The organism is Virgibacillus salarius (genome assembly GCF_039521925.1).
Taxonomy (GTDB): Bacteria; Bacillota; Bacilli; order Bacillales; family Amphibacillaceae; genus Virgibacillus; species Virgibacillus salarius.
In genome coordinates, this window is sequence record NZ_BAAACY010000150.1 from 1 (window position 1) to 22,620 (window position 22,620).

Consider the following 22,620-nt stretch of genomic DNA (forward strand, 5'->3'; position numbering starts at 1 on the left):
AACCATATTTGGGCAGCAAAGTGTTTCAAATTAATAAGCAGAAATTGTGTCATTTTACTTGACGGTCACAACAGGTACCTATATTTTGTTTACACTAACATAATAACAGGTTTTGAGAGGTCAAAAGTGACATGATAGTGACATTGTAGAATTCATTAAACTATAGTTCTCTTTAGTAAATGATTATTTAATACTTAACTGCTTATATTTCTTATTTGCTAGAACTGATAGCAGCAATGACAAATGTAAGTAAACATTAGATGCTGTAAAACCAATTACCGAAAAAGTTAGAACATCATTGATTGGGTTAAATATTATAAAATAGATGACACCAACAAGTATACCTGCTAATGAATATAAAACTAATTGAACTGCATATCTTGCCAATTTTGATTTTGTATTAAATTGTCTAGATAATTTGTCAATAAAGAGTGAAAGAGGTAACCCTACAAGAATATAAACAGGTCCAACAAAAATGATAGCAAAAGTAAATGTTTCTAAAAAATCAAAATAATACACGTTAAGTTCTTGCTGAGAACTTGATATATAAGAAGACAAAGAACCTATTGCTGTAAATAAAATTGCAGATAGTATTACTGTTAAAAACCTTTTCATATTTAAAACTCCTATTCCATAAATAAAGCTACCTCAAATTTGAAAATATACTTATCTCCAACCCAACACTTCCACAGTAGCATGGATGATTTCATCTCTCCACCGCATTGCCTGTCTTTTACTTACTTTTAATTCTAAAGCAATACCATCCCAAGTCAATCGTTTATTCGACCAGTATTTTACTCTAGATAATTCTTTATAGTTATCTTGTAAGGCATTGTACACTTGATAAATAGCCTCAACCACTATGTTTAAATGTTATTTTCTTAGGTTTAATTGCTGTATGCATGTGGTTTGTGCCTCCTCAAAATAAAAAAGGGCACCAAACGCAGCTAATGCTGTCATTCAGTGCCCTCCAGTTAGCTGGTAGAACTTATTTAGGTGTAAAATTTCTTACCTCTCCAAAATTAAAATCTTGATTTTTAGAAAGATATTTTTCAAAAAAGTTTGATTCTAGATTTAACATCTTCGTTATCTTCGTTATATTAAAGTTAAAGGTTTCTGTTAAATCACTTATATCCATAGCTCCATTTTCAAGTACATGTTTTATTACGCTTCTTATTTTACCTGGACTATGAAATTGAAGATCATCATCCAATGGTTCATTTTTTAAAAAGTGATACCTTCTTAAAAGTGCATTAAAATGTCTATATTGTTGATACGACATTTTATTTAAAGAGTATGCTCTTCTTCCCATTGCTGCTATTGAAACATTCCATTTCTGTTTTAAATCTATATAAGATTTAGGATTTGATACTCTACTTATATATTTTAAGTCGTTTAAGAACTCCTCTTTTGGTAATAGAAAACTGGACGCAAATGTATGAGCCTCTTTTTCTTTTAGATTATAGCTTTTCTTATCGAGAGTTAAAAAGTCTTCTTTAGGATGTAACAATAAATGCCCCAATTCATGTGCTAAATCAAAGTTTCTTCTTACTGCAGTTTTTCCAATTCCATTAAGAATTATATACGGTCTGTTAAGCGTCGTCCATGTACTATAGCCATCTACTTTGATATCCATAGGTTTTTCCAATACAAAAGCGCCACTTTTTTCCAAAAGAAATAGTAAATTATTATTGTTGTTACTATCCAACCCAACACATTCTCTAGCTATTTCCGCTATTTGTTCTATGAGGTTTTCTTTTTCACAATCATATTCGCATTTAACTTTCTTTTGTAAAACTGCCTCTTTTAGTGCGAATAGCTGATTTGCAGGAAGTTTAACGGTCTTCTCTACCAACAATAGTATAACTTCAATATGTTCTAAATATATTTTCTCAGCTAATACTTTTTGCATTGTATTCTTATTAATTGACCTATAAGCAATGTTTCTTTCCTCAATTACATTATATTGAATACTTTCCTTATAAAAATATTTAGTTTTCACATCAAAAAACTTGGCTAGCTTTAAAATCATTTCTAACTTAGGAGAAGTATATGAATTTTCATATTGCCATACAGCCTGTTCTGAGATGTTCAGCTCTTTTGCCAATTGTGCCCTAGACATTTCATGCATTTGACGAATGTTGCTTAGCTGTTTACCAACAAACATTTTTGCGCCTCCTCTAGCCTTTATCCTTCTCCTCTCGCAGATCTTCTATTCCGTAATCATAAAGTGATTGATTAGGAAGTAAAGGCTCTTTTTCACCTCGAACTGTTTGTAGTTCTTCATTTTCTATTCGAATTGAAGATGAATCAATATATTTAGTCCAATTATCTGATCTGTATACTATCATTTCATGAGGATTTGGTAATAATAAATCAATACTAGCAATCATTTTATTTTCATCTATTGTGTACGAAACTATATAAAATCTTTTAAAATTATTTGCATTTTGATTTATTTCCTCTTCTAGTTCCTCATCATTTATTGGAAAATCATCAAATGTCATCTGTTCACTAATATTATTTTTACCTTTACTTGATGTAAAATCTGCGAATCTGTTAATTTGTGATAACTTAGAAAGATAATTATTCTCTACATTAAATTTTTTATTAGATGGAAGTTTAGAACCATGTTTCATACCGTTTTTAATAATAAACAATATCTTTTCATCTTCTTGTTTAAATTGTAAGTATCCCCATGCATATCCTGCTTTTGACGGGTTATAGGTTACTCCAAACTCGTGTACAGTTCTTGCTATTGAATCATCTATATGGTTTCCCTTTACCCAAGCATAGGCTGAACTAATTTTTAGTTCTTCTTTCTTTTCTTTACGAACAGCCAAATAATCTTTATAACCCTGCAAAATACCATCTACAATTCCCTGTGCAATATCTTCTTCAAACTGATAATATTTCAAATAACTCTCCTCCTAAATATGATATATTAACTCTAGATAATTATACATAAGTCGAGCTATTTTTTGAAGTTTTTTTGCAAAATAGCATATTTTTTTAAAGTAATTTTTCTAAAATTCTTCCCCCTCATCAAATTTAACCCTTTTAACTTTTCCTTGATGAGTAAAAAGAAAATACCCAACGGTGCTAATCTACAAAAAGTAGCCGACTACTTCGATGTTTCCGTTGACTACCTACTGGGTCGTACAGATAAGAAGCAATACTATGACTTAACAGAAAAAGACGAACGAGATATTGAAAAGGATCTAGAACGTATAATTAATAGCGCAGAAAGTGATTTTGGACTTGCTTCATTTGACGGAAAGGTTCTAGATGAGATGGACAAAGAGGACAGAGAACTATACATTACATCGTTGAAAAATGCATTAAGAATGCATAAAAGACTAGCGAAGAAAAAGTTCACTCCTAAAAAATATAAATAAGGTGTGATCCTGTGGCAATAAAAAAGAAGGTTGATCAATTAGTTAAAAAGTATGGTACATCAGATCCTTTAAAAATTGCTAAGGATATGGGAATTGAAATTATTTATGAAAACCTAGGTAAATCATTAGGGTACTTCAGCAGTATTTATCGAACTTTTATCATTCACATAAACGAATATATACCCTATAAAAAACAACTATATAGAATTGCTCATGAATTAGTTCATGTAGTATTGCACCCGGACGAAAACACAGCTTTTCTAAAAGCTAACACGTTTTGCTTAACAGATAAAAATGAAGTTGAAGCAAATATGTTTGCTATTGAACTATTGTTTTCGAATAAGAAATATAAAAATCTTTCTTTTCATCAGGCGATAGAAGACTACGGAATGCCTAAACAACTACTTATTAAATTTTTTTACGATTAAAATAGAACATACGCTCTATTTTAAAGGGGGGGTGTTTAAATGTAGTTGAAAACTATTCACTAACCTAACTAAATAAGACAGGAGGTATAATATGGCCAGCTTTGTTGAATTAGAAAAAAATAAGTTTAGATTATATGTTGAATTAGGTTATGACGGAAAAGGAAAAAGGATAAGGAAAACAAAAACCGTAAAAGCGAACGGGAAAAGGGAAGCTGATAAGCTACTTAAAAAATTCGAAAATGAAGTTCTAAACACTCTACACTTGAATTTTACTAATATAGGCTTTGTGGATTTCTCTAGCAAATGGTTAGAAACATATGCCGAAGTTGAATTAGAAGCAACTACTTTCCAAAAGTATAAATCTGTCCTCGAAATAATAAAGGAACATTTCAAACATATGAAGCTAAAAAACATAAAACCTTTCCATATTAATGAATTTTACATCCATGAAAGAAAGATTTTTATCGTAAACATGAGATACCAAAGCTATTTGAGCTACTTAGTGGGTACCCCATAAAACAACAAATCATCGTTAAGTTAGCGCTCTTTGGCGGTCTAAGACGTGGAGAAGTAGCAGCAATAACATCAGATGTAATTGACTTTAATTCGAACCAAATAGAAATTAAAAGATCATTACAATAATCTAAAGCTGAGGGGCTGCGGCTTAAAGAAACAAAACCAACGACAAAAGAATCGTCACTCTGCCTGAACACTTTATGAAGGATTTGCACAAATACTACGTAAAGAAGTTAAAATTTAAAGATGGAAATGGCTAATCTTTGGAAAGGATTCAAAGATGTTAATGGACAAGAAGTATTTCTTTTGTTCTCAGATGAATACGGGATACCACACAGACCTGATACACTGACTCAATTCTGGAATCGTTTTGTAAATAAACACGAAAACGAACTAAGGAGAGTAAGATTTCATGATTTGAGGCACTCCTCAGCAAGTTTAATATTAAGTGAAGGCGTCAATGTGAAAGTTGTTCAGAAGCGGTTAGGCCATAAAAACATACAAACAACTTTGAATTTATACTCCCATATAACAGAAGAAGATGATAAGAAAGCTAGTGATATATTTGATAAATTTATGTAATTGGTCACTATTTGGTCACCACGACAGAATTGAAACAAAATATACGCAAACTAAAAATCGCCCGACACTTTATGTATCAGGCGTTTCGGCTAATGATTCCGATTGGGCTCGAACCAACGACCTCCACCCTGTCAAGGTGGCGCTCTCCCAGCTGAGCTACGGAATCGTATTAATAAATACTGGTTACTCTATTAATATACTGTCTCTTCCTCTATTCTGTCAATCACTTCTTTTTAGGTTATAAACTTTTTATAACGTTGCCAAGTAAAGTAAGTGATATTTCTTCCAATCCAAACATTAATATATTAAGAAAATGTGAAAATCTTAATTCTGAACTCTACTTTTAAAATTTAGCTACAACATAAATTAATACAGCCTCTTTCTTGTTTTAATAGACAATACTAATCGTATTAAAAATGAATTGAGAGTGTAGTTCAATTGCTATCAAAATTTATCATTTATATCTCTACATTTATCTTGGTATACGCTCCCTAAAAAAGATGAATATAGTTACTCAAATTTTTCTATATAAACATGTAAATAAACTTCACGCATTCTTAGAATTAACCATTATAATCATTAAACTAATTGTATTATTCTTTATTACTTTCGTTTATTCGCAAACACCTGCCACTAGCTTATAATTTTTTCAAATTACTTCTTTTCTGAAAAACTCCATCCCCCCGTAAAAGATGATCAAACCTCCAAATTCCTTCGTCACTCGAAATAGGATGTTGGATAAAAAATTTTTTTCCATTTATAATAGTAGAAAACTGCTTTGGGGAGGGTCATCGTGAGAACAGTCTTATCTTTTTTAAAACCATATAAGCTCCCTGCTATTCTCGCCTATATGCTGATGCTAATTGAATTAGCGGTTGAGCTCTTACTTCCTTTCTTCCTGGGGAAAATGATTAACAATGGTGTGGTAAATCAAGATATTGGAAATATTGTGATGTGGGGCGGTATTATGATTGGTCTCGCATTCACTGCATTTATCGCTGGAATTATTAATTCATTTTATGCGTCCCATGTTAGCTGGGGATTTGCCCATGATATCCGAGAGAGATTATTTGCAAAGATTCAGGAATTTTCCTTTGCAAATTTGCATAAATACCCTACATCTGGTTTAATGACACGCTTTACCAATGATGTTAGGCAAATTCAGAATACTATATTTATGATATTGCGAATTATGTCCAAAGCACCTCTAATTGTTATTGGTGGTGTCACGATGGCATTTATTGTCAACGCAAAGCTTGCACTGATCTTTCTAGTGACTGTTCCAATATTAATTGGTTTTATTTTATGGGTATTAAAAATAGCCAGTCGCCTGTTTAATAATGTACAGAAAAGTATAGATAACGTCAATCGAGTCATGCAAGAAAATCTAGCAGGTATGCGATTAATTAAGGCTTTCTTCCGAAGAAACCATGAAAAAACTCGCTTTACAGAAGCAAATAAAGAGCTTGCGAGCCGCACTCGTTTCACTTTTCGTTTTGTGGAATCATCTATGCCAGTGCTACTATTCGTTATGAACTTAAGCCTTATTTTTATTATTTGGTTTGGAAACACTCAAGCCATAGCTGGGGAAACCAATGTAGGTGACGTAGTAGCAATCGTAAACTACGCCATGCGAGTAGCGATGTCTATCTCGATGTTCACCTTTATCATTATGGGTTTATCTAGGATGAAGGCCTCCGCAGATCGCATCAGTGAAGTCCTTCACCTAAAGGTAGACCTAAAAGATACCAATGAATCGGATACCACCTTAAAGGTGAGTCATGGTTCTATCACGTTTCGGGACGTTTCCTTTTCTTACCCAGACAGTGACAAACAGGTGATTGATCACGTTAGCTTTACTGTGGAAGCCGGAGAGCGCCTCGCAGTGATTGGTTCAACAGGTGCAGGAAAAACATCATTATTCCAATTGATTCCTAGGTTATATGACGCCAAAACGGGACAGATAAAAATTGATCATAAAGAAATACAAGCTTATTCATTAGATCATTTACGTGGTAGCATTGGATATGTTCCACAAAGTCCACTGCTATTTACTGGTTCAATTACGGACAATATTGCTTGGGGAAAAAACGACGCAACAACTGAAGAGATTACGCAAGCCGCCAAGGATGCGCAAATACACGATACCATTATGGAATTAGATCAGCAATATGCTACACGAGTTGGACAAAAAGGGGTAAATCTATCTGGAGGGCAAAAACAGCGCATATCTATTGCTCGTGCACTCATTCGTAAGCCAAAGATCTTGATGTTAGATGATAGTACAAGTGCCCTTGATTTAACAACAGAATCACATTTACTTACTGCAATCGATAGTTATGACTGTACGACATTAATTATAACGCAAAAAATCTCTACAGCGATGCGTGCAGATCGTATTTTATTACTGGATGAAGGCAAAATGCTAGCCATTGGTTCACATGAGAAATTACTGGAAACGTCTGAACTGTATCAACGCCTAGTAGAGTCGCAATTTGGAAAGGAGTACGCAAATGCGAAATAATCAATTAAAGCAGCCTTTTCAATATGAAAAAATCCCAATAGATACAATTCAAGTAACGAGTAATAAAAAAGCAAAAGACACGGCTGGTACAATAAAACGAATCTGGGCTTATCTTGCAAGAGAAAAAATGAAGCTTACGTTAATTATTCTGATGGTTATTGCAAGTTCTAGCCTCAGTCTACTCGGTCCTTATATGATTGGCATGGCGGTCGATGATTTTATTGTTACGAAGGAAAGTGCTGGATTAGCCACTTTGTTAATTTGGCTTGTTTTTATCTATTTATTTCATTCGCTAGCCATCTTCTTACAAAATTTTTGGATGATTGGCGTAGCCCAAAACACTGTTTACGCATTACGAGCAGATTTGTTTCATCAATTCCATCATCTGCCAATCGCCTATTTTGATAAAAGGCAGCATGGTGAATTAATGAGTAGAATTACCAATGATATTGACAATGTAAATAATACGTTAAATCAATCAGTTATCCAAATATTTTCCAGTGTCCTTACGCTAATTGGAACAATTGGCGTCATGCTATATCTCAGTCCGATATTGACAGTTGTTACAATGACAATCGTACCGGTAATGTTTATTGGCATGCGCTGGATCACAAAGCGAACTGGCCCATTATATAAACTGCAACAAAAAAACCTTGGTGAAGTAAATGGCTATGTCGAAGAGATTGTTTCTGGACAGCATATTGTCAAAACCTTTTCTCAGGAGAAACGAGTTATGCAAGAGTTTGAGACACGTAATAAGGATTTAAATAAAGCAGGATTTTGGGCACTAACGTTTTCTGGATTCATTCCGAAGGTCATGAACATGCTTAACTTCCTTAGCTTTGGGCTAATTGCTTTAATAGGTGGTATTTTAGCGATACAAGGACAAATCACTGTTGGTATCATTGTCATTTTCACAGAATATGCTCGGCAGTTCACTCGCCCGTTAAATGAATTATCTAATCAATTTAATATCCTTTTATCTGCTGTAGCTGGTGCTGAGCGAGTATTTGGAGTATTGGATGAGAAGCAGGAAGAAGCAGATGAAATGACTGCCAGAAGCATTGATCGTACGAATGGTAATATTGTCTTTGATCACGTTTCATTTGGATACGAAGAAAGCATCATTTTAAATAACATCAATTTGGAAGCAGCGTCTGGTGAGACAGTTGCGCTTGTCGGGCATACAGGTGCTGGAAAAACAACCATCATTAACCTTATATCACGCTTTTATAACTATGACAAAGGAGAAATTCGTCTAGACGGTATCCCGCTTAAGAACATAAAACGATCCAGTCTAAGAAAACATATGGCTTTTGTATTGCAAGATTCCTTTCTATTTCATACAACGATACGAGAAAACATCCGCTATGGTCGACTAGAAGCAACGGATGCAGAAGTGACTCAAGCTGCTAAGGATGCAAACGCACATGATTTTATCAAAAAATTACCTAATGGCTATGATACTGTGCTTGATCAAGAAGGTAGCGGCATTAGCCAAGGACAAAAGCAGCTACTCACTATTGCTCGTGCACTACTAGCTGAGCCTTCGATTTTAATTCTTGATGAGGCAACTAGTAATATTGATACAATTACCGAACTGAAAATTCAAGATGCACTAAAACGCCTGATGAATGGTCGAACAAGCTTCGTTATAGCACATCGTTTGAACACAATACAAGAAGCGGATAAAATCATTATGTTAGAGCATGGGCAGATCATTGAACAAGGAAGTCATGAAGAACTTCTTGCCCAAAAAGGGAAATATCATCAACTATTTACTGGCCAACTATTGGAGAATGCCAACTAACTTTGTTTTACTAATTAAGACAACGGGAATATTGATACAATATAAGGGGTGGAATCATGGGAAGAAAAGGAACAATGATGGAGAAACAAATAAATAGTAAGTACTTAAACGAAACAATGACATTAAAGATATATCAGCCAGAATCATTTTCTCCACTTTACAAATACCATATTTGCATTATGCAGGATGGAAATGACTATTACCAAATGGGTAGAATAGCGACGTTAAGCGATAGACTACATGATAGTGAGGATATGACGAATACCATTTTTGTGGGAATCCATTATCAAAATAAATATGATCGTCGGGAGAAATACCATCCAAGCGGTGAACAAAATGAATCTTACACAAAATTTTTAGTAAATGAAATTGTTCCATTCTTGGATGACCTCCTCCCTACTTATCATATGGGTCAGTCTAGGACCTTGATGGGAGACTCTTTGGCTGGGACACTGGCATTTATGACCGCACTTCGTTATCCGCATACGTTTGGAAATGTCATTATGCAATCCCCCTACGTGGATGAAACTGTATTACAGGCTGCGGCACAAGCTAAGCAACTTGATGCTATTGATATTTATCATACGATTGGTACCGAAGAAACAGCTGTTGATACGACAGATGGGCAACGAATGGATTTTGTCACACCGAACCGCGAACTACACAAAACCCTTCACAATATGGGAACAAGTTATACGTATCATGAGTTGGAAGCTGGCGAACATACATGGAAATACTGGCAAAGGGATATGAAACGTGCACTAGTTACTATGTTCGACTAGGAAAATTGGAAGCAATTTTTCAGATAGTGCAAAAAAATCTCTTATTTTGCCAAATTTTTTGTTATAATAAAGGGTAACTAAAAAATCCAGTATATCTAACAAACGAGTATTTACTAGTAGATAAGACGTTTGATTAAAATAGGAGGTTTTATAATGAAATATGGTATCGCTATTTTCCCAACGAAGGCCGTACAGGATGAAGCAAATTCTTATAGAAAGCGTTATGACCCGCACTATGCGTTAATTCCTCCACATATTACATTAAAAGAAGCATTTCAAGTAGATGATGATGATCAATTAGAGGAATTGGTTACTGAATTAAAACGTATCGCAAATGAAACAAAACCATTCAAGATAAACATTAATAAAGTGAGCACCTTTGCTCCTGTAACAAACACGATATACCTAAAAGTTGAACCGATTAAAGAGCTTATTGAATTATACGAGAAGATGCAGTCAGGGAAATTCCCAAAAAATCAAGAATATGCATTCGTACCACATATTACGATTGCGCAAAAACTTTCGCATGACGAATATTCTGATGTGTTTGGTAGTCTACAAATGAAAAATATCCAAATTGAAGATGAGGTTGATCGCTTCCAGCTTATGTATCAATTAGATAACGGTTCATGGACGGTTCATGACTCCTTTGTTTTCGGAAAGGAACCAGTTTGAACATAAAAGTAGTTACCTCACAAGAGGAAATAGAACAAGCCTTTTATGTGCGGACAGTTGTTTTTGTTGATGAGCAAAACGTACCTCCAGAAGAAGAATTAGATGCACATGATGAATCATCCACTCATTTCGTCGTATACGATGATGATAAGCCAATTGCGGCTAGCCGCCTTCGCTTCGTAGACAGTTATGGAAAACTAGAACGCATCTGCGTACTAAAAACGTATCGTGGAAAAGCGATTGGAAAACAACTTATTCAAGCAATGGAAGCTGTCATTCTAGAAAAAGGCTATCATAAAGCAAAGCTTAATGGTCAAACACATGCAGAAAAATTCTATCAACGATTAGGCTATAAAACCATATCTGGTGAGTTTATGGATGCTGGCATCCCTCATGTAACGATGGTGAAAGAGCTCTAACAAAAATCAAGGACAAGACAAAAAAATGAAGAAAACGAATTTCCGAACTATTATCGATTATCATATCACGATAGTAGTTCGGTTTTTTATCGTCCAGGTTGAAATAATCAATATTATGGATACACTTGCCCTTTCATCCTAGCTAGTGACTCTTTTGAAAAAAGGCATGCTTCTGAGAATCCACTCTGCCAAGTTAACTAAAGGCGTGTCCGCGGAAAGTGTCTATATTTTAGGTTGTGATGAAAGTTAAACATTATTATTTGCATTAATACACCCAGCTAAATTCCCCAATCCAAAAGTACTTTATAATAAATTATTTCTCTTTTTTGTATGTTTTCTTTACAATTCAGTAACGTCCCATTTTATCATGAATGATTTTCCCATTACAGGTTATGCTAATGGATGATATTGTTTGAAGGGGGCAGGATGAATGGATTCTTATCTGCAGATGTTAGGTGATACAATATTTGGGTTTTTATCCTTATTTGTGTTAACGAAAATTCTTGGCAAGACTCAAATTACACAGTTAACTCCCTTTGACTTTATTTCTGCCCTAATTCTTGGTGAATTAGTAGGAAATGCGTTATTTGATAAAGAAGCAGGCATTCCTGAAATTGCCTTTGTTATTACACTTTGGGGCTCGTTAATCTATGTAACAGAAGTGATCACACAGAAATTCAAACGTACGCGTCAGTTATTAGAAGGTGGGCCAGATTTTGTTATTTACAGAGGAAAATTAATTCGAGATGTGATGAAAAAAAACAGCTTGGACGTAAATCAACTACAAAGTCTACTTCGTACAAAAGATGTTTTTTCCTTACGAGAGGTGGAATTCGCATTTATGGAAACAAACGGCACCATATCGGTTATCCGTAAGCCTCCGTATCAAATGCCGAATAAGCAAGACCTACATGTTTCCCCTCAAGAAATAAACTTGGCAACTACGTTAATTAATGACGGAGAAATTATTTATGACAACCTAAAAGAAAAAAATTTAACAGAAGATTGGCTGTATGAACAACTAAAAGAACAGGACTATGAAAAAGTCAGTGATGTATTTTATGCAGAATATATGAAGGGGCAAGAATTATTTATCCTTCCTTTCGTCAATAGAGAACATCATAAATTCGATGCTTAGCAGATAGTGAAAATGCTGAGCATCTATTTATGTTAAATAACCTTATCAACAGACTTTCCCTTTGCTGTGAGCTTAATAAAGGGTTCTGGATATACAATCGGCTTTATGCTATATCGGTCATAGCCTTGTCGATAAAACCGTTCATACTTTTTGGTTAATGCTTGATGTTTGTTATCAAGTAGTGCTTTAAATGGCTCTTCTATATAAAACATTCGTTGCTGCTTTGTCTCGACTCTCTGGTGATAATGTTGATATTGATAATGCTGAACTGGCAAAATATATCCCATCACCATCTCTCCCTTTTACTTAGTATATCATTTACCCACCCAACCGCACAAAACATTCAGATAATTAAAGAATTAATTTCTATGTTAACATTGATCTTAACCTATCCTTTAACGATACCCGTTTGGCGATAACAATATTCCTGTTTATCAATTATTCTTCCATTTTTTTCTCTAATTCTTTTATTATATCTTCTACATTGGAAATCATCTTCAAAAATTCATTGTTCCATTTTTCCATATCCTGTTCTATATTCTTAGCCTTTTTCTCTGGGAACTGTAACCACTTCTCGTTTTTTCCTAGATGCTTTTCTATATCATGAAAATGCTTCATCCATTTAGGCTCTGGTATCCTCATTATTATCCTCCACTAAGCATGATCTGACTTTAGAATAAAAAAAGCAGCTATTTATTCAGCTGCTTTATCTGAAATTAAAACCAAGAGAAATTTCTTCTATTTCCCCGATCATCATCTTTACGCTCTCTTCTATCATCTTCATCACGATCATCATGTCGCTCTTCTCTTCTGTCATGTTCATATTCCTCAGAGCTTTCACTTTCTGCTGATTCCTCTATCTCACGATGTCCACGACCGAAGAATGGATCCCTTCGATGGCGAGATGGACGTGATGGTCTTTGTGGTCGTGATGGTTCTATATGGACATTATCTGCCTTGATCACAAGATCTTTCACATGAATGACTTGTTTTCTTTCAGACATTTGCTTTCCTCCCTCTATACGTATGGTCGTTATTAGTCTATGTTAACAACACTGTCAGGTATAGTCATTCGCCCGGAATTTACCCAGAAAATATATAAATGTCCTCATTACGATGAAATGGCAAATAACCCTAAATCGAAATCAATAATTAGTGTGAGTGCCCACACAATCCTAATGATCAGACATATTCTATTAAAGACAAATGAGTCAATTATAATCGAAAGGAGAAATAATTCATGGGTTGTGGAAAAGATTTTGATACAGGCAACTGTGTATGTGATATTTTAAAGGAAATCGTAGAGGCACAAAATGATGTCATTGAGAATTGCTGTGACACAAGCTGCGAACAGTCCATTAACGATCTCTTGGGAGATACAGATAACGGCAATGGTCTAGATACAGTACCTGTCATTTTATATTGTAAAGGTACTTGTAAACCATTTAAAGGATTCGGAGCTCATCCAAGCGATATTGGTGATATAGTTGGAAGTTTCTTCTTCCGCGTTAAGAAGGTAACCGATGATTGCTGTGCAGTAATAGAACTACTAAGAGACCCACGTGATGATGATCGTGATCCAAAAGATCCAGTAGATCAAGATACAAAGCCATTATGTACAACAGGCATCTGTATGACGGTTGACTTAAGCTGCTTCTGTCATGTAACTTGCCTACCAGCAATTAATGCAATACACTAAAGAATGAATCAAAAAACTGGGGAGTTTCCCCAGTTTTTTGATGTTTTGTTAAAATCCTAATAGCTTTATGTGCTTAATATCATCTACAGAGATTTTTGTACTTGATGACCGATTACCTACACGAACATATACATCATTTCCTTCTGAACCTGTTATTACACCTCGATAATTTCTACCTTCCGTCCTAATTTCACACTTTAGTTTCGGTGCATAGCTAGGAGAATTCACAAAATAATTAACCTTCTCTTCGATAGACATATCCTTAAACCTTTGTTTATCACCATTATTATTCAAGGATTGTTCTGTCATGTCCTCCTCCGTCATTTCCATTTTGTCTTCAACTTCGGAATCTGTGTCATTCATGTATAAGTCGCTCTCATTTTGAGATTCATTATCTTGTTCGGCAAATGCTCGGTGTCTTATCGACTTCTTTACAGTTTCCTGATGATCTGGTTTACTTTCTTTTTTCTCTTTTGGAGTAACATACATATGCTGCATGGGTACTTTTTTATCTACTTCCTTAGGCTGATGAATAAAGAGCAAAGGGTTTTTTGCATACTTCTTTCCCATTCCTCACCTCTCCTTTTATATCATTCCTCAACCCATTATATGAACCCATATCTAGAAATGTGTTGTTTAAATTTTCGTATAAGTTAATCTTAGCTTCAGGATTGTGTACCAAATGTAACCACATACTTATAGCTAAACACTGCTGTTGTCCAACTTAAAAAACACTTTTTTCACCTAGATACCTAACCACAGATGAAAAAAGTGTTTTCTATTCTGGAAAGCAATCTCTTTCTGCTTTTTCCATATGGCAGGAAAGCTGAAATCGATGTGCAAGCCAGCTCATGCAAGTATAACTGTTATAAATTCGTTCTTAACTACCTATTACATTTTTAACTGAAAGTGATGTCATGTTAAGAACCCCATAAATACAGTTGCCATTCCAAAATAAATGAGGATTGATATAATGTCATTGATAGTTGTAATAAATGGTCCTGAGGCTACTGCTGGATCAATATGCATACGTTCCATTAAGATTGGTACGAGTGCACCTGCAAGTGTAGCTACTAATAAAGTTGCTGCAATAGATATACCTACAAGTAATCCGAGATAAATACTGTCCTTCCATAAATAGATAACCAGCGTTATAACGAGACCACATACAATACCATTTATTAATCCTGTACAAGCCTCTCGCATAACGAGCTTCGCTTTTCCTTGCTTGCCATAATCACCATTTGCCAAGCCTCGGACAGCAACAGCCAGTGCCTGTGTCCCAGTATTTCCAGCCATACCTGCAATTAATGGAATAAATATCGCAAGCACTGCAACTTGATTTAATGTTTCTTCAAAACGACCAATTAAGCTAGCTGTAAACATACCTAAAAATAACAAGATAATAAGCCATGGTAATCGCTTCCGTGCTGAAACAAATGCATTATCATGGGGTTTATCCATGTCAGATACCCCTGCAAGCTTAGAATAATCCTCACTTGCTTCTTCTTCCATTACATCTAAAATATCATCGACGGTTATTATACCGAGTAAATGATCTTGAAAATCAACGACTGGTAATGCAAGAAAGTCATAATCTCGCATCATCTGTGCCACTTCTTCCTGATCTTTCCCTACAGATACTGCTACGATTTTTTCACTCATAATATCTTCTATCAATGTATTTTCATTCGCTACGATTAAGTCACGTAAAGACAGAACACCTACAAGGCGCTTATCCTTATCCAATACATATAAATAGTAGATCGTTTCCGCTTCAGGAGCATCCTCCTTTAACTGCTGCATTGTTTGCTGAGCAGTATACGTTTTGTACGTTGCTACAAACTCTGTAGTCATGATACTACCAGCAGTTTTTTCTTCATAATGTAGCAATTGTTTTATTTCTTCAGCGGCTTCTTTATCCATAATAGTTAAAAAGCTAGCAACCTGATCTTTTTCTAACTCATTCAGAATATCCACTGCATTATCAGCAGACATTTCTGCTAGCACCATGGATGCAAAGCGGGGATCCATTTCGGCCATTAAAACCTGTGTATCCTCTTCGTCCATACTCTCCATAATGTCACCAATTTCCTCTGGAGATAAATACGTATATATTTGCAGACGAATCGCCTTTTCCTGTTCCATAAAAAACATAGCCTGATCATAGGGATGCATGTCTAAAAACTCGCTACGAAATCCTTCTAAATTATCATCATCCAGTGCCTGTTGTAGTTTCTCCCAATGCTGTTCATACTGTACTTCGTATTCTTTATCAAATCGATTATTGGATTCCATACGATCACATCCTTTTTATTTCCTACACTTCATTTTACCCTGTCTGTTTACAATCAAACAAAAATCACATGAAGTCATGATCCCTTATCATCATTTCTAACAATATTGAAGCAAGCTTCTGTTTGTAAATGAAATTCCGTATATATAATATGATACAATTCAAACTAAGGTAATGCGATTATTCCCGCAACATATCATATCCAAAATAACCGAACAAATCAAGGAGATTTTACAATGAAAATAGATGTAATTGGTGATGTGCATGGCTGCCTACATGAACTGGAGCATCTTTTTATCGAGCTAGGCTATTTCAAAACAAATGAAATTTATCTTCATCCACATCAACGAACTCCCATTTTTGTTGGAGATATTACCGATCGCGGTCCTAGGTCAATCGCTGTCATTCAACTCGTCTATAAGATGGCTATCGTTCATAAGAAAGCCTTATATGTACCTGGTAATCATTGTAATAAACTATACCGTTACTTTCTAGGTAATCAAGTTCAGCAACGACATGGCTTAGAAACAACTGTTGCTGAATATAAATCACTTACCAAGAAGCAACAAGAGGTTGTTCGTAAGCAATTTATGACGTTATACGAACAGGCTCCTCTCTACTTACAGCTACCAGAAGCAAACGCAATTATTGCTCATGCAGGAATTAAGGAATCCCTCATCGGAAGAACAGATAAAAAGGTAAAAACATTTGTATTATATGGTGATATCACGGGTGAAGTGCACGAAGATGGACGACCGATTCGAAAAGATTGGGCACAGTACTACGATGGTGATGAATGGATTGTATATGGACATACACCTGTTATAGAACCCAGATTAATGAAGAAAACGATTAATATCGATACTGGATGCGTATTTGGAAATAAGCTAACAGCCTTTCGACTTCCTGAGGAAAAAACGATAGCCGTTCCATCGGAACAGCCATTTGTAAAGGAAAAGTTCAGCTATTTTTCATAACAGCAGCCATGTCCACGGGAAGTTCAGAATAAAATTCCAACCATTCTTTTGTTACTGGATGCTTAAAAGAAAGCTCATTACAATGTAATGCTTGCCGGGAAATGGTGGTTGTAGCGCCTCCGTATAACGTATCTCCGAGAAGTGGATGACCATTTCCAGAGAAATGTACACGAATTTGATGGGTACGTCCTGTTTCTAATTGAACAGAGACTAATGAATAGTGCGAAAACTCTTTCTCTACTATATAATGTGTTATTGCCGACTTTCCTTTCGTATTAATTTCTCGTTCAATAATTGATCCATCTTTTCTAGCGATCGGAGCACGAAAGGTACCATGCTTATTCTTTAGCTTCCCCTCCACCATTGCTCGATATTTCCGCGTTACTTCACCATGTTGTTGTGAATCAGCTAAAATCGAATGACTATATCGGTGCTTTGCTACGAGCATCAAACCAGATGTATCTCGGTCTAAACGTGTTACGATATGAACGGTAAAAGGTACATTCTGCTTCGCATAATGAGCTAATAAGCCATTTGCTACTGTCCCATTTGGATGATGAATGGAAGGGATAACTGCCATACCTGGTGTCTTGTTAATAACTACAATATCTTCATCCTCGTATACAATCGAGAGTTCAATCGCTTCTGGCTGCATAAGGCTACCTTTTTTTTCTTGGGGAAAGTGGACTGTCAGCCTGTCCCCCTCTTGTAATCGATAACGGACCGTTTGAGTAGTACCATTAACAAGTATACTTCCACCATCAAATTTAATGGATTTTACAATTCGTCTTGAAAATCCTTGTATGTCACGTAAGTAATCTCGAATGAGCATATCCTGATGTACGTTCTTTATTTTCCATTCCATGACTTCGCTTCTCTTTCTAATTAATGATTATCATCAGCTACGAAGGAATCCCTGACTCTATTCCAAAATGGAAATTGGCGGAACCTCGCAAATCTAATTCGTTCTTCTGCCACTCGGCACTGGATCGATTTTACATTCGTATAATTCGTTGTAAAATGATCGATAGCAATTAAAAAACTTCGATCTACTATCGGCTTTAGTAAACATGTGTGGTGTTTGGGTAGAATAAGTGGTGATCCAATAGTTCGGAATACACGATTATTGATGGATGCCATCTCCGTTAACTGGATTGCATCAAGCGAAGGATGAATTATCCCACCCCCCAGTGCTTTATTATATGCCGTACTGCCTGACGGAGTAGAGACACATAAGCCATCACCACGGAAGGTTTCAAAATGCTCCCCTTTAATTTCTACATCAAATACAACAGAGCCATCGGCAGTTTTTATCGTTGCTTCGTTTAATGCTAAAAACCGATCTTCACTCCCACCGGTCTTAGCACGAATGATCACTTCAAGGAGAGGATATTCAACAACCTGAAACGGCGTTTTAGCTATTTCAATAATTAATTTTTCCACTTCATCAGGTACCCAGTCTGCATAGAAGCCTAAATGTCCGGTATGAACACCGATAAAAGCAATTGAACCTAAACGATGAACGTACGTATGGAAAGCTTCTAAAAAGGTCCCATCTCCACCTACTGAAATAACAAGGTCTGGCTCATTTGCATTATATTCTAATTCGAAATCTGTTAAATACTGTGTCATTGTACCTTTAATTTGTTCGGAGCGCGCATCTCCTTTTGACACAATTGCGAATTTCATTTCAACATCCCTCTTCCTTGATGTATGTAGTTTAAATTCATATGTAAATTTTACTATTCTAGTTTGACTTGAACAAGGAGTGTGTTTACTTACTTTCGATGAAACATTCGCTGTGCTTCTTGAACTTCATGCTTGATCATAGACATTTCCTCATCCAGTTTAAAAGCTGCCTCTGCCGCCTTTTGTAATCTCTCCTTAATTTCTGAAGGTATACTTCCCTTATATTTATAATTCAAAGAATGTTCATTTGTAGCCCAAAAGTTCATGGCCAATGTTCGAATTTGGATTTCTGCGAGTAACTTTTTCATTCCATCAATTGTTTCCACAGGGTATTCAATAATTAGATGATACGATCGATAACCACTCTCTTTTTTTGCAGATATGTAGTCCTTCTCTTCAATAATCGTTAAGTCTTTTCTTGCTCGAATCATTTCTACAACGGTATAGATATCATCTACAAATTGACAAACCACTCGTACACCAGCGATATCTTGAATTTCTCTTTCTATATGCTCTAATGGGATTTTTCTATTTTCCGCTTTTTCTAGGATGCTAGAGATTGGTTTTACCCTGCCAGTTATAAATTCAATTGGTGAATGTCTGGAATCATATTCAAATTGTTTACGAATCCCTTTTAATTTAACCTTTAATTCTTCAACAACCTGCGTATATGGAGCAAGCATTGTTTTCCAATTCACATGCAACACCACCTAATTGTTTATCACAAATATTAAGCCTCTATTATTGTATCACAGAATTGATCAATGACTAATCTTTGCAAAATTGTAGCAAATTGGCGATAATCAATAATAGCTTATTTTTTCACGTGGAGGGTAACTATGGCACAAGAAATAGAGATTGAATTTAAAAATTTATTAACCCAACAAGAGTACCACCGCTTATTAAGTCAAATACCATTTCCTGCTTATAGTGACACACAGACCAACTACTATTTTGAAACAAAGGATCTTGCATTGCAACAGTTAGGATGTGCTCTACGCATTCGAGAAAAAAATGGTTTCTATCGTTTAACGCTTAAAGAACCACACGCGCAAGGGTTACTAGAAACACATGACTTTATAACAAAAGAAGAGGCAGAAGCATGTTTTAGAGGAAAGATGATAGAAAAACCTGAAACATCTGCACAATTACATGAATTAGGAATTTCACTATCATCTCTTAGTTATTTTGGCAGTTTGAAAACAGAACGAAGAGAAGTACAGAAAGAGGACATTTTGCTAGTACTTGATTATAGCACGTATAATGGAACATCGGATTATGAGCTAGAACTAGAGGCAACATCTACTAAAAATGGACTAGCGAAATTTAATGAACTGCTGACTTCCTATCGAATTCCCAAAAGAGATACACCAAATAAAATCAAGCGTTTTTTCTCAACATTAAATACTATGTAGAATAGTGATTCATTCTAGACTAAAAAGAGTTATTTGCCATGTCCTTGAATAGAATAGAATAGAATACAAACAAAAAGCTCGTTTTTAGTTTTCTGCTATTATTAACCAATTATGGGTCTATTCACCTAGCCATTCTAATCAGATTATTTGCCCACTTCCCATTCCGTTGCTACAATAAATAGAAACAAATAAGGGGAAAATGAGAATGAAACAACCTGGAACCATTTTTGAAGCAATAGGTGGCTTTGCTTCTGTTGATCGGCTTGTGCAAGCTTTTTATGCACGTGTTGGAAAGCATCCAGATTTAATTCCAATCTTTCCAGAAGATTTAACAGAAACAATCCATAAACAAAAACTTTTCCTTACCCAATTTTTGGGTGGACCATCATTGTATGCTGAAGAGCGTGGTCACCCAATGTTACGTAGAAGACATCTACCTTTTGAGATTACGCCTACCCGCAGAGATGCTTGGCTTGATTGTATGGCACATGCACTAGAAGAAGCAGAAATAGCTGAACCCTATCGCACAGCTATATTTGAAAAATTAACCTTAACTGCAAACCACATGATGAACACGCCAGAATAGGAGAAAGGAGAATCGATGTGAGTTGGGATCATTCTGGAGTTACATCCTCCTATCAATCAAACACATCGGAGCAATATAGCTTTTTTGATTTTGTTCAGAAGCCAATTGAAATCTATGTTTTTGTTGATCCACTTTGTCCTGAGTGCTGGGCTTTAGAGCCATTTTTAAAAAAGCTGTCTATGGAATACGGCCGTTTTTTCACTATACGTCCAATTATTAGTGGACACCTAAATACATTGAATAAAGACCAATTTGACCGTCCTAGAAAAATAAAAGATATATGGGAAAAAACAGCGAAACGGACTGGTATGTGTTGTGATGGGGACCTATGGACTGAAAATCCGATCCCTTATCCGTGGATTGCATCCTTAGCCATCAAAGCTGCTGAATTACAAGGGAAAAAAGCAGGTCGTATTTTTCTTCGTAAAATTCAAGAGAGTGCATTTTTATATAAACAAGATATATCAGACGAAGAAGTGCTTTATGCATGTGCAAAAGCAGCAAATTTGGATACAGATGAATTCAGAAACGATTTGTACTCATCATCAGCTAAGAAGGCTTTTCAATGTGATTTAAAGTTAACGCAAGAAATGGAAGTTGATTTTATTCCAACGATTGTTTTCTTTAATCAAGTTACAGAGGAACAAGGGATTAAAATATCAGGTCTCTACCCTTATGAAATTTATGTTCGAATTCTTAGAGAGATTTTGCAGAAAGAGCCAATCCCTTCGGAAAAGCCGCCATTGGAAAGTTTTCTTTCCTTCTATAAAACAGTTGGAACAAAAGAGATTGCCGTGGTCTATGATTGGTCCATGGCCAAAGCGGAAAGAGAAATGAAGAAGTTACAGCTTAAGCAGAGAGTAGTTCGAGTCCCTGTGAAATATGGTGATTTTTGGAAATATGATGATTAATCAACAATCTTTTATAAGACTTTTTTAACCTAATGTCATTATTCATTATTATTTATATATAAAAAAAGGCTATACGGGGCAGCGTATAGCCTTTTTTCTCTTTGTAATAACAAAGGGGGATGGGAGAAAGTTTCATGATCAAACAAAGGGGTTTTGTTTGTATTTAACTTACAATATAAATATACCAAGTAACTTTACACCTTTCAAGTAGTATGTTCATGATTTCACAAAAATGTCACTTCTAAATGATCTCCTCACTACATACGATTTACAAGCGTAAAAAAATTACATAGAGGTGATAGGATGAAACAATTTATTCAGCCACTTCTCTTTTTATTATTAACAGCTGTCGCTTTCTTTTTAAATATTCTCGGTCTAATGCAAGTTATCCCGCTATATATTACTTTACCAATCTTATTCCTAGCAATTTATTTAACCATATATTCCTTCGCAAATAGACGCGTATATAGGGGAATGCGATAACCTTTATCTAACACACTTGTTAGTGAATCCGTACATTCAAGAAAAAATCCGTTATCTGACATTAGAAAAAATGCTTATGTTCGACTATGAGCAAAGTCCCCCTCCTTTCATCAACGTCTCCATAGGAAAGCAAAAGCATGAGCCTAGAACCCTAGCAACAGCTAAAGCTCCTACGTGAACGTTTTTACTTTACAAGAAGAAGGTGCCTGCAATTTTCATTATTTAAGAAAAACTGAGCAAAATTCGCTCAGTCCTTATCACTAAATGCTCAGATTTACGCTTTCTCTAGTAG

At 35.4% G+C, this 22,620-nt stretch carries 28 protein-coding genes and 1 tRNA gene; 16 read left to right on the top strand and 13 right to left on the bottom strand.

Going from position 1 to position 22,620, the window contains the following annotated elements; translation table 11 throughout:
• Positions 1-183 precede the first annotated feature (183 nt).
• The 4 genes from ABDZ84_RS18560 to ABDZ84_RS18575 all read right to left on the bottom strand — a co-directional run bounded on the left by ABDZ84_RS18560 (position 184) and on the right by ABDZ84_RS18575 (position 2,918).
• The gene (locus ABDZ84_RS18560; RefSeq protein WP_343782569.1) at positions 184-615 is read right to left on the bottom strand and encodes a hypothetical protein; all 432 of its coding nucleotides are present in this window, start codon (positions 613-615) and stop codon (positions 184-186) included.
• Positions 616-666: 51 nt separating this feature from the next.
• Positions 667-861: a hypothetical protein gene (locus ABDZ84_RS18565; RefSeq protein ID WP_343782571.1), complete on the bottom strand. Its 195-nt coding sequence runs from the start codon at positions 859-861 to the stop codon at positions 667-669.
• 127 nt (positions 862-988) lie between these two features.
• Positions 989-2,167: a spr1629 family repressor/antitoxin gene (locus ABDZ84_RS18570; RefSeq protein ID WP_343782573.1), complete on the bottom strand. Its 1,179-nt coding sequence runs from the start codon at positions 2,165-2,167 to the stop codon at positions 989-991.
• A gap of 13 nt (positions 2,168-2,180) precedes the next feature.
• Positions 2,181-2,918: a spr1630 family ClpXP-sensitive toxin gene (locus tag ABDZ84_RS18575; protein ID WP_343782575.1), complete on the bottom strand. Its 738-nt coding sequence runs from the start codon at positions 2,916-2,918 to the stop codon at positions 2,181-2,183.
• 156 nt (positions 2,919-3,074) lie between these two features.
• On the opposite strand from ABDZ84_RS18575, the gene ABDZ84_RS18580 reads away from it, so the two are divergent.
• The 4 genes from ABDZ84_RS18580 (at position 3,075) to ABDZ84_RS18595 (ending at position 4,924) form a co-directional block, all read left to right on the top strand.
• Positions 3,075-3,398: a transcriptional regulator gene (locus ABDZ84_RS18580; protein WP_343782577.1), complete on the top strand. Its 324-nt coding sequence runs from the start codon at positions 3,075-3,077 to the stop codon at positions 3,396-3,398.
• Between the two features lie 11 nt (positions 3,399-3,409).
• Positions 3,410-3,826, top strand: coding sequence for an ImmA/IrrE family metallo-endopeptidase (locus ABDZ84_RS18585; RefSeq protein WP_343782579.1), 417 nt, complete (start codon positions 3,410-3,412; stop codon positions 3,824-3,826).
• 91 nt (positions 3,827-3,917) lie between these two features.
• Positions 3,918-4,343, top strand: coding sequence for a tyrosine-type recombinase/integrase (locus tag ABDZ84_RS18590; protein WP_343782581.1), 426 nt, complete (start codon positions 3,918-3,920; stop codon positions 4,341-4,343).
• 245 nt (positions 4,344-4,588) lie between these two features.
• Positions 4,589-4,924, top strand: a complete 336-nt coding sequence (locus ABDZ84_RS18595; RefSeq protein WP_343782583.1) for a tyrosine-type recombinase/integrase — start codon at positions 4,589-4,591, stop codon at positions 4,922-4,924.
• 93 nt (positions 4,925-5,017) lie between these two features.
• Here the strand turns inward: ABDZ84_RS18595 and ABDZ84_RS18600 are convergent.
• Positions 5,018-5,090 (bottom strand) — tRNA-Val (locus ABDZ84_RS18600).
• 627 nt (positions 5,091-5,717) lie between these two features.
• Between ABDZ84_RS18600 and ABDZ84_RS18605 the strand changes: the two genes are divergently transcribed.
• From ABDZ84_RS18605 to ABDZ84_RS18630, 6 genes are all read left to right on the top strand, one after another.
• Entirely contained in the window at positions 5,718-7,448 is a 1,731-nt protein-coding gene (locus ABDZ84_RS18605) for an ABC transporter ATP-binding protein (RefSeq protein WP_121604894.1), read from the top strand.
• Complete coding sequence (locus tag ABDZ84_RS18610; protein ID WP_343782586.1) at positions 7,438-9,258, top strand: ABC transporter ATP-binding protein; 1,821 nt, start codon at positions 7,438-7,440, stop codon at positions 9,256-9,258. The genes ABDZ84_RS18605 and ABDZ84_RS18610 overlap by 11 nt, the downstream gene beginning before the upstream one ends.
• A gap of 56 nt (positions 9,259-9,314) precedes the next feature.
• Positions 9,315-10,040, top strand: coding sequence for an alpha/beta hydrolase (locus tag ABDZ84_RS18615; protein WP_026680672.1), 726 nt, complete (start codon positions 9,315-9,317; stop codon positions 10,038-10,040).
• Between the two features lie 153 nt (positions 10,041-10,193).
• Positions 10,194-10,715, top strand: a complete 522-nt coding sequence (locus ABDZ84_RS18620; protein ID WP_026680671.1) for a YjcG family protein — start codon at positions 10,194-10,196, stop codon at positions 10,713-10,715.
• A complete protein-coding gene (locus ABDZ84_RS18625; protein WP_121604891.1) occupies positions 10,712-11,134 on the top strand; it encodes a GNAT family N-acetyltransferase in 423 nt (140 codons plus the stop codon). The genes ABDZ84_RS18620 and ABDZ84_RS18625 overlap by 4 nt, the downstream gene beginning before the upstream one ends.
• Positions 11,135-11,564: 430 nt before the next feature.
• Positions 11,565-12,272 (top strand): DUF421 domain-containing protein, encoded by a 708-nt coding sequence (locus ABDZ84_RS18630; RefSeq protein ID WP_026680669.1) that lies wholly within the window; start codon positions 11,565-11,567, stop codon positions 12,270-12,272.
• A gap of 32 nt (positions 12,273-12,304) precedes the next feature.
• Here the strand turns inward: ABDZ84_RS18630 and ABDZ84_RS18635 are convergent, their stop codons facing one another.
• The 3 genes from ABDZ84_RS18635 to ABDZ84_RS18645 form a co-directional block, all read right to left on the bottom strand.
• Positions 12,305-12,559 (bottom strand): hypothetical protein, encoded by a 255-nt coding sequence (locus tag ABDZ84_RS18635; protein WP_034678802.1) that lies wholly within the window; start codon positions 12,557-12,559, stop codon positions 12,305-12,307.
• A gap of 151 nt (positions 12,560-12,710) precedes the next feature.
• On the bottom strand, positions 12,711-12,914 hold the full coding sequence (locus ABDZ84_RS18640; RefSeq protein WP_026680668.1) for a hypothetical protein: 204 nt from the start codon (positions 12,912-12,914) through the stop codon (positions 12,711-12,713).
• 74 nt (positions 12,915-12,988) lie between these two features.
• Positions 12,989-13,276 (bottom strand): hypothetical protein, encoded by a 288-nt coding sequence (locus ABDZ84_RS18645; protein ID WP_121604890.1) that lies wholly within the window; start codon positions 13,274-13,276, stop codon positions 12,989-12,991.
• Between the two features lie 236 nt (positions 13,277-13,512).
• Here ABDZ84_RS18645 and ABDZ84_RS18650 point away from each other — a divergent pair, with 236 nt between their 5' ends.
• Entirely contained in the window at positions 13,513-13,971 is a 459-nt protein-coding gene (locus ABDZ84_RS18650; RefSeq protein ID WP_026680667.1) for a CotY/CotZ family spore coat protein, read from the top strand.
• A gap of 48 nt (positions 13,972-14,019) precedes the next feature.
• On the opposite strand, the gene ABDZ84_RS18655 is transcribed toward ABDZ84_RS18650, so the two are convergent.
• Both ABDZ84_RS18655 and mgtE read right to left on the bottom strand, forming a co-directional pair.
• Positions 14,020-14,541 (bottom strand): CotO family spore coat protein, encoded by a 522-nt coding sequence (locus ABDZ84_RS18655; RefSeq protein ID WP_343782591.1) that lies wholly within the window; start codon positions 14,539-14,541, stop codon positions 14,020-14,022.
• Between the two features lie 345 nt (positions 14,542-14,886).
• Entirely contained in the window at positions 14,887-16,269 is a 1,383-nt protein-coding gene (mgtE, locus tag ABDZ84_RS18660; RefSeq protein ID WP_026680665.1) for a magnesium transporter, read from the bottom strand.
• Between the two features lie 234 nt (positions 16,270-16,503).
• Between mgtE and prpE the strand changes: the two genes are divergently transcribed.
• Positions 16,504-17,244, top strand: a complete 741-nt coding sequence (prpE, locus tag ABDZ84_RS18665) for a bis(5'-nucleosyl)-tetraphosphatase PrpE (RefSeq protein WP_026680664.1) — start codon at positions 16,504-16,506, stop codon at positions 17,242-17,244.
• On the opposite strand, the gene ABDZ84_RS18670 is transcribed toward prpE, so the two are convergent.
• From ABDZ84_RS18670 to yjbM, 3 genes are read right to left on the bottom strand one after another with little or no spacing between them, the layout of a single operon-like run.
• Positions 17,228-18,109 (bottom strand): RluA family pseudouridine synthase, encoded by an 882-nt coding sequence (locus tag ABDZ84_RS18670; RefSeq protein ID WP_026680663.1) that lies wholly within the window; start codon positions 18,107-18,109, stop codon positions 17,228-17,230. The two genes, prpE and ABDZ84_RS18670, sit on opposite strands and share 17 nt — an antisense overlap.
• A gap of 20 nt (positions 18,110-18,129) precedes the next feature.
• Positions 18,130-18,990, bottom strand: a complete 861-nt coding sequence (locus ABDZ84_RS18675) for an NAD kinase (RefSeq protein WP_080668650.1) — start codon at positions 18,988-18,990, stop codon at positions 18,130-18,132.
• Positions 18,991-19,022: 32 nt separating this feature from the next.
• Positions 19,023-19,631, bottom strand: a complete 609-nt coding sequence (yjbM, locus tag ABDZ84_RS18680; protein ID WP_026680661.1) for a GTP diphosphokinase — start codon at positions 19,629-19,631, stop codon at positions 19,023-19,025.
• A 141-nt stretch (positions 19,632-19,772) separates the two neighbouring features.
• Here yjbM and ABDZ84_RS18685 point away from each other — a divergent pair, with 141 nt between their 5' ends.
• From ABDZ84_RS18685 to ABDZ84_RS18700, 4 genes are all read left to right on the top strand, one after another.
• Positions 19,773-20,348, top strand: a complete 576-nt coding sequence (locus ABDZ84_RS18685; protein ID WP_026680660.1) for a CYTH domain-containing protein — start codon at positions 19,773-19,775, stop codon at positions 20,346-20,348.
• A gap of 205 nt (positions 20,349-20,553) precedes the next feature.
• Positions 20,554-20,934, top strand: a complete 381-nt coding sequence (locus tag ABDZ84_RS18690) for a globin domain-containing protein (RefSeq protein ID WP_026680659.1) — start codon at positions 20,554-20,556, stop codon at positions 20,932-20,934.
• 17 nt (positions 20,935-20,951) lie between these two features.
• Complete coding sequence (locus ABDZ84_RS18695; RefSeq protein WP_026680658.1) at positions 20,952-21,845, top strand: ClpXP adapter SpxH family protein; 894 nt, start codon at positions 20,952-20,954, stop codon at positions 21,843-21,845.
• Between the two features lie 303 nt (positions 21,846-22,148).
• On the top strand, positions 22,149-22,328 hold the full coding sequence (locus ABDZ84_RS18700; RefSeq protein WP_080668649.1) for a hypothetical protein: 180 nt from the start codon (positions 22,149-22,151) through the stop codon (positions 22,326-22,328).
• The last annotated feature ends 292 nt before the right edge of the window (positions 22,329-22,620 follow it).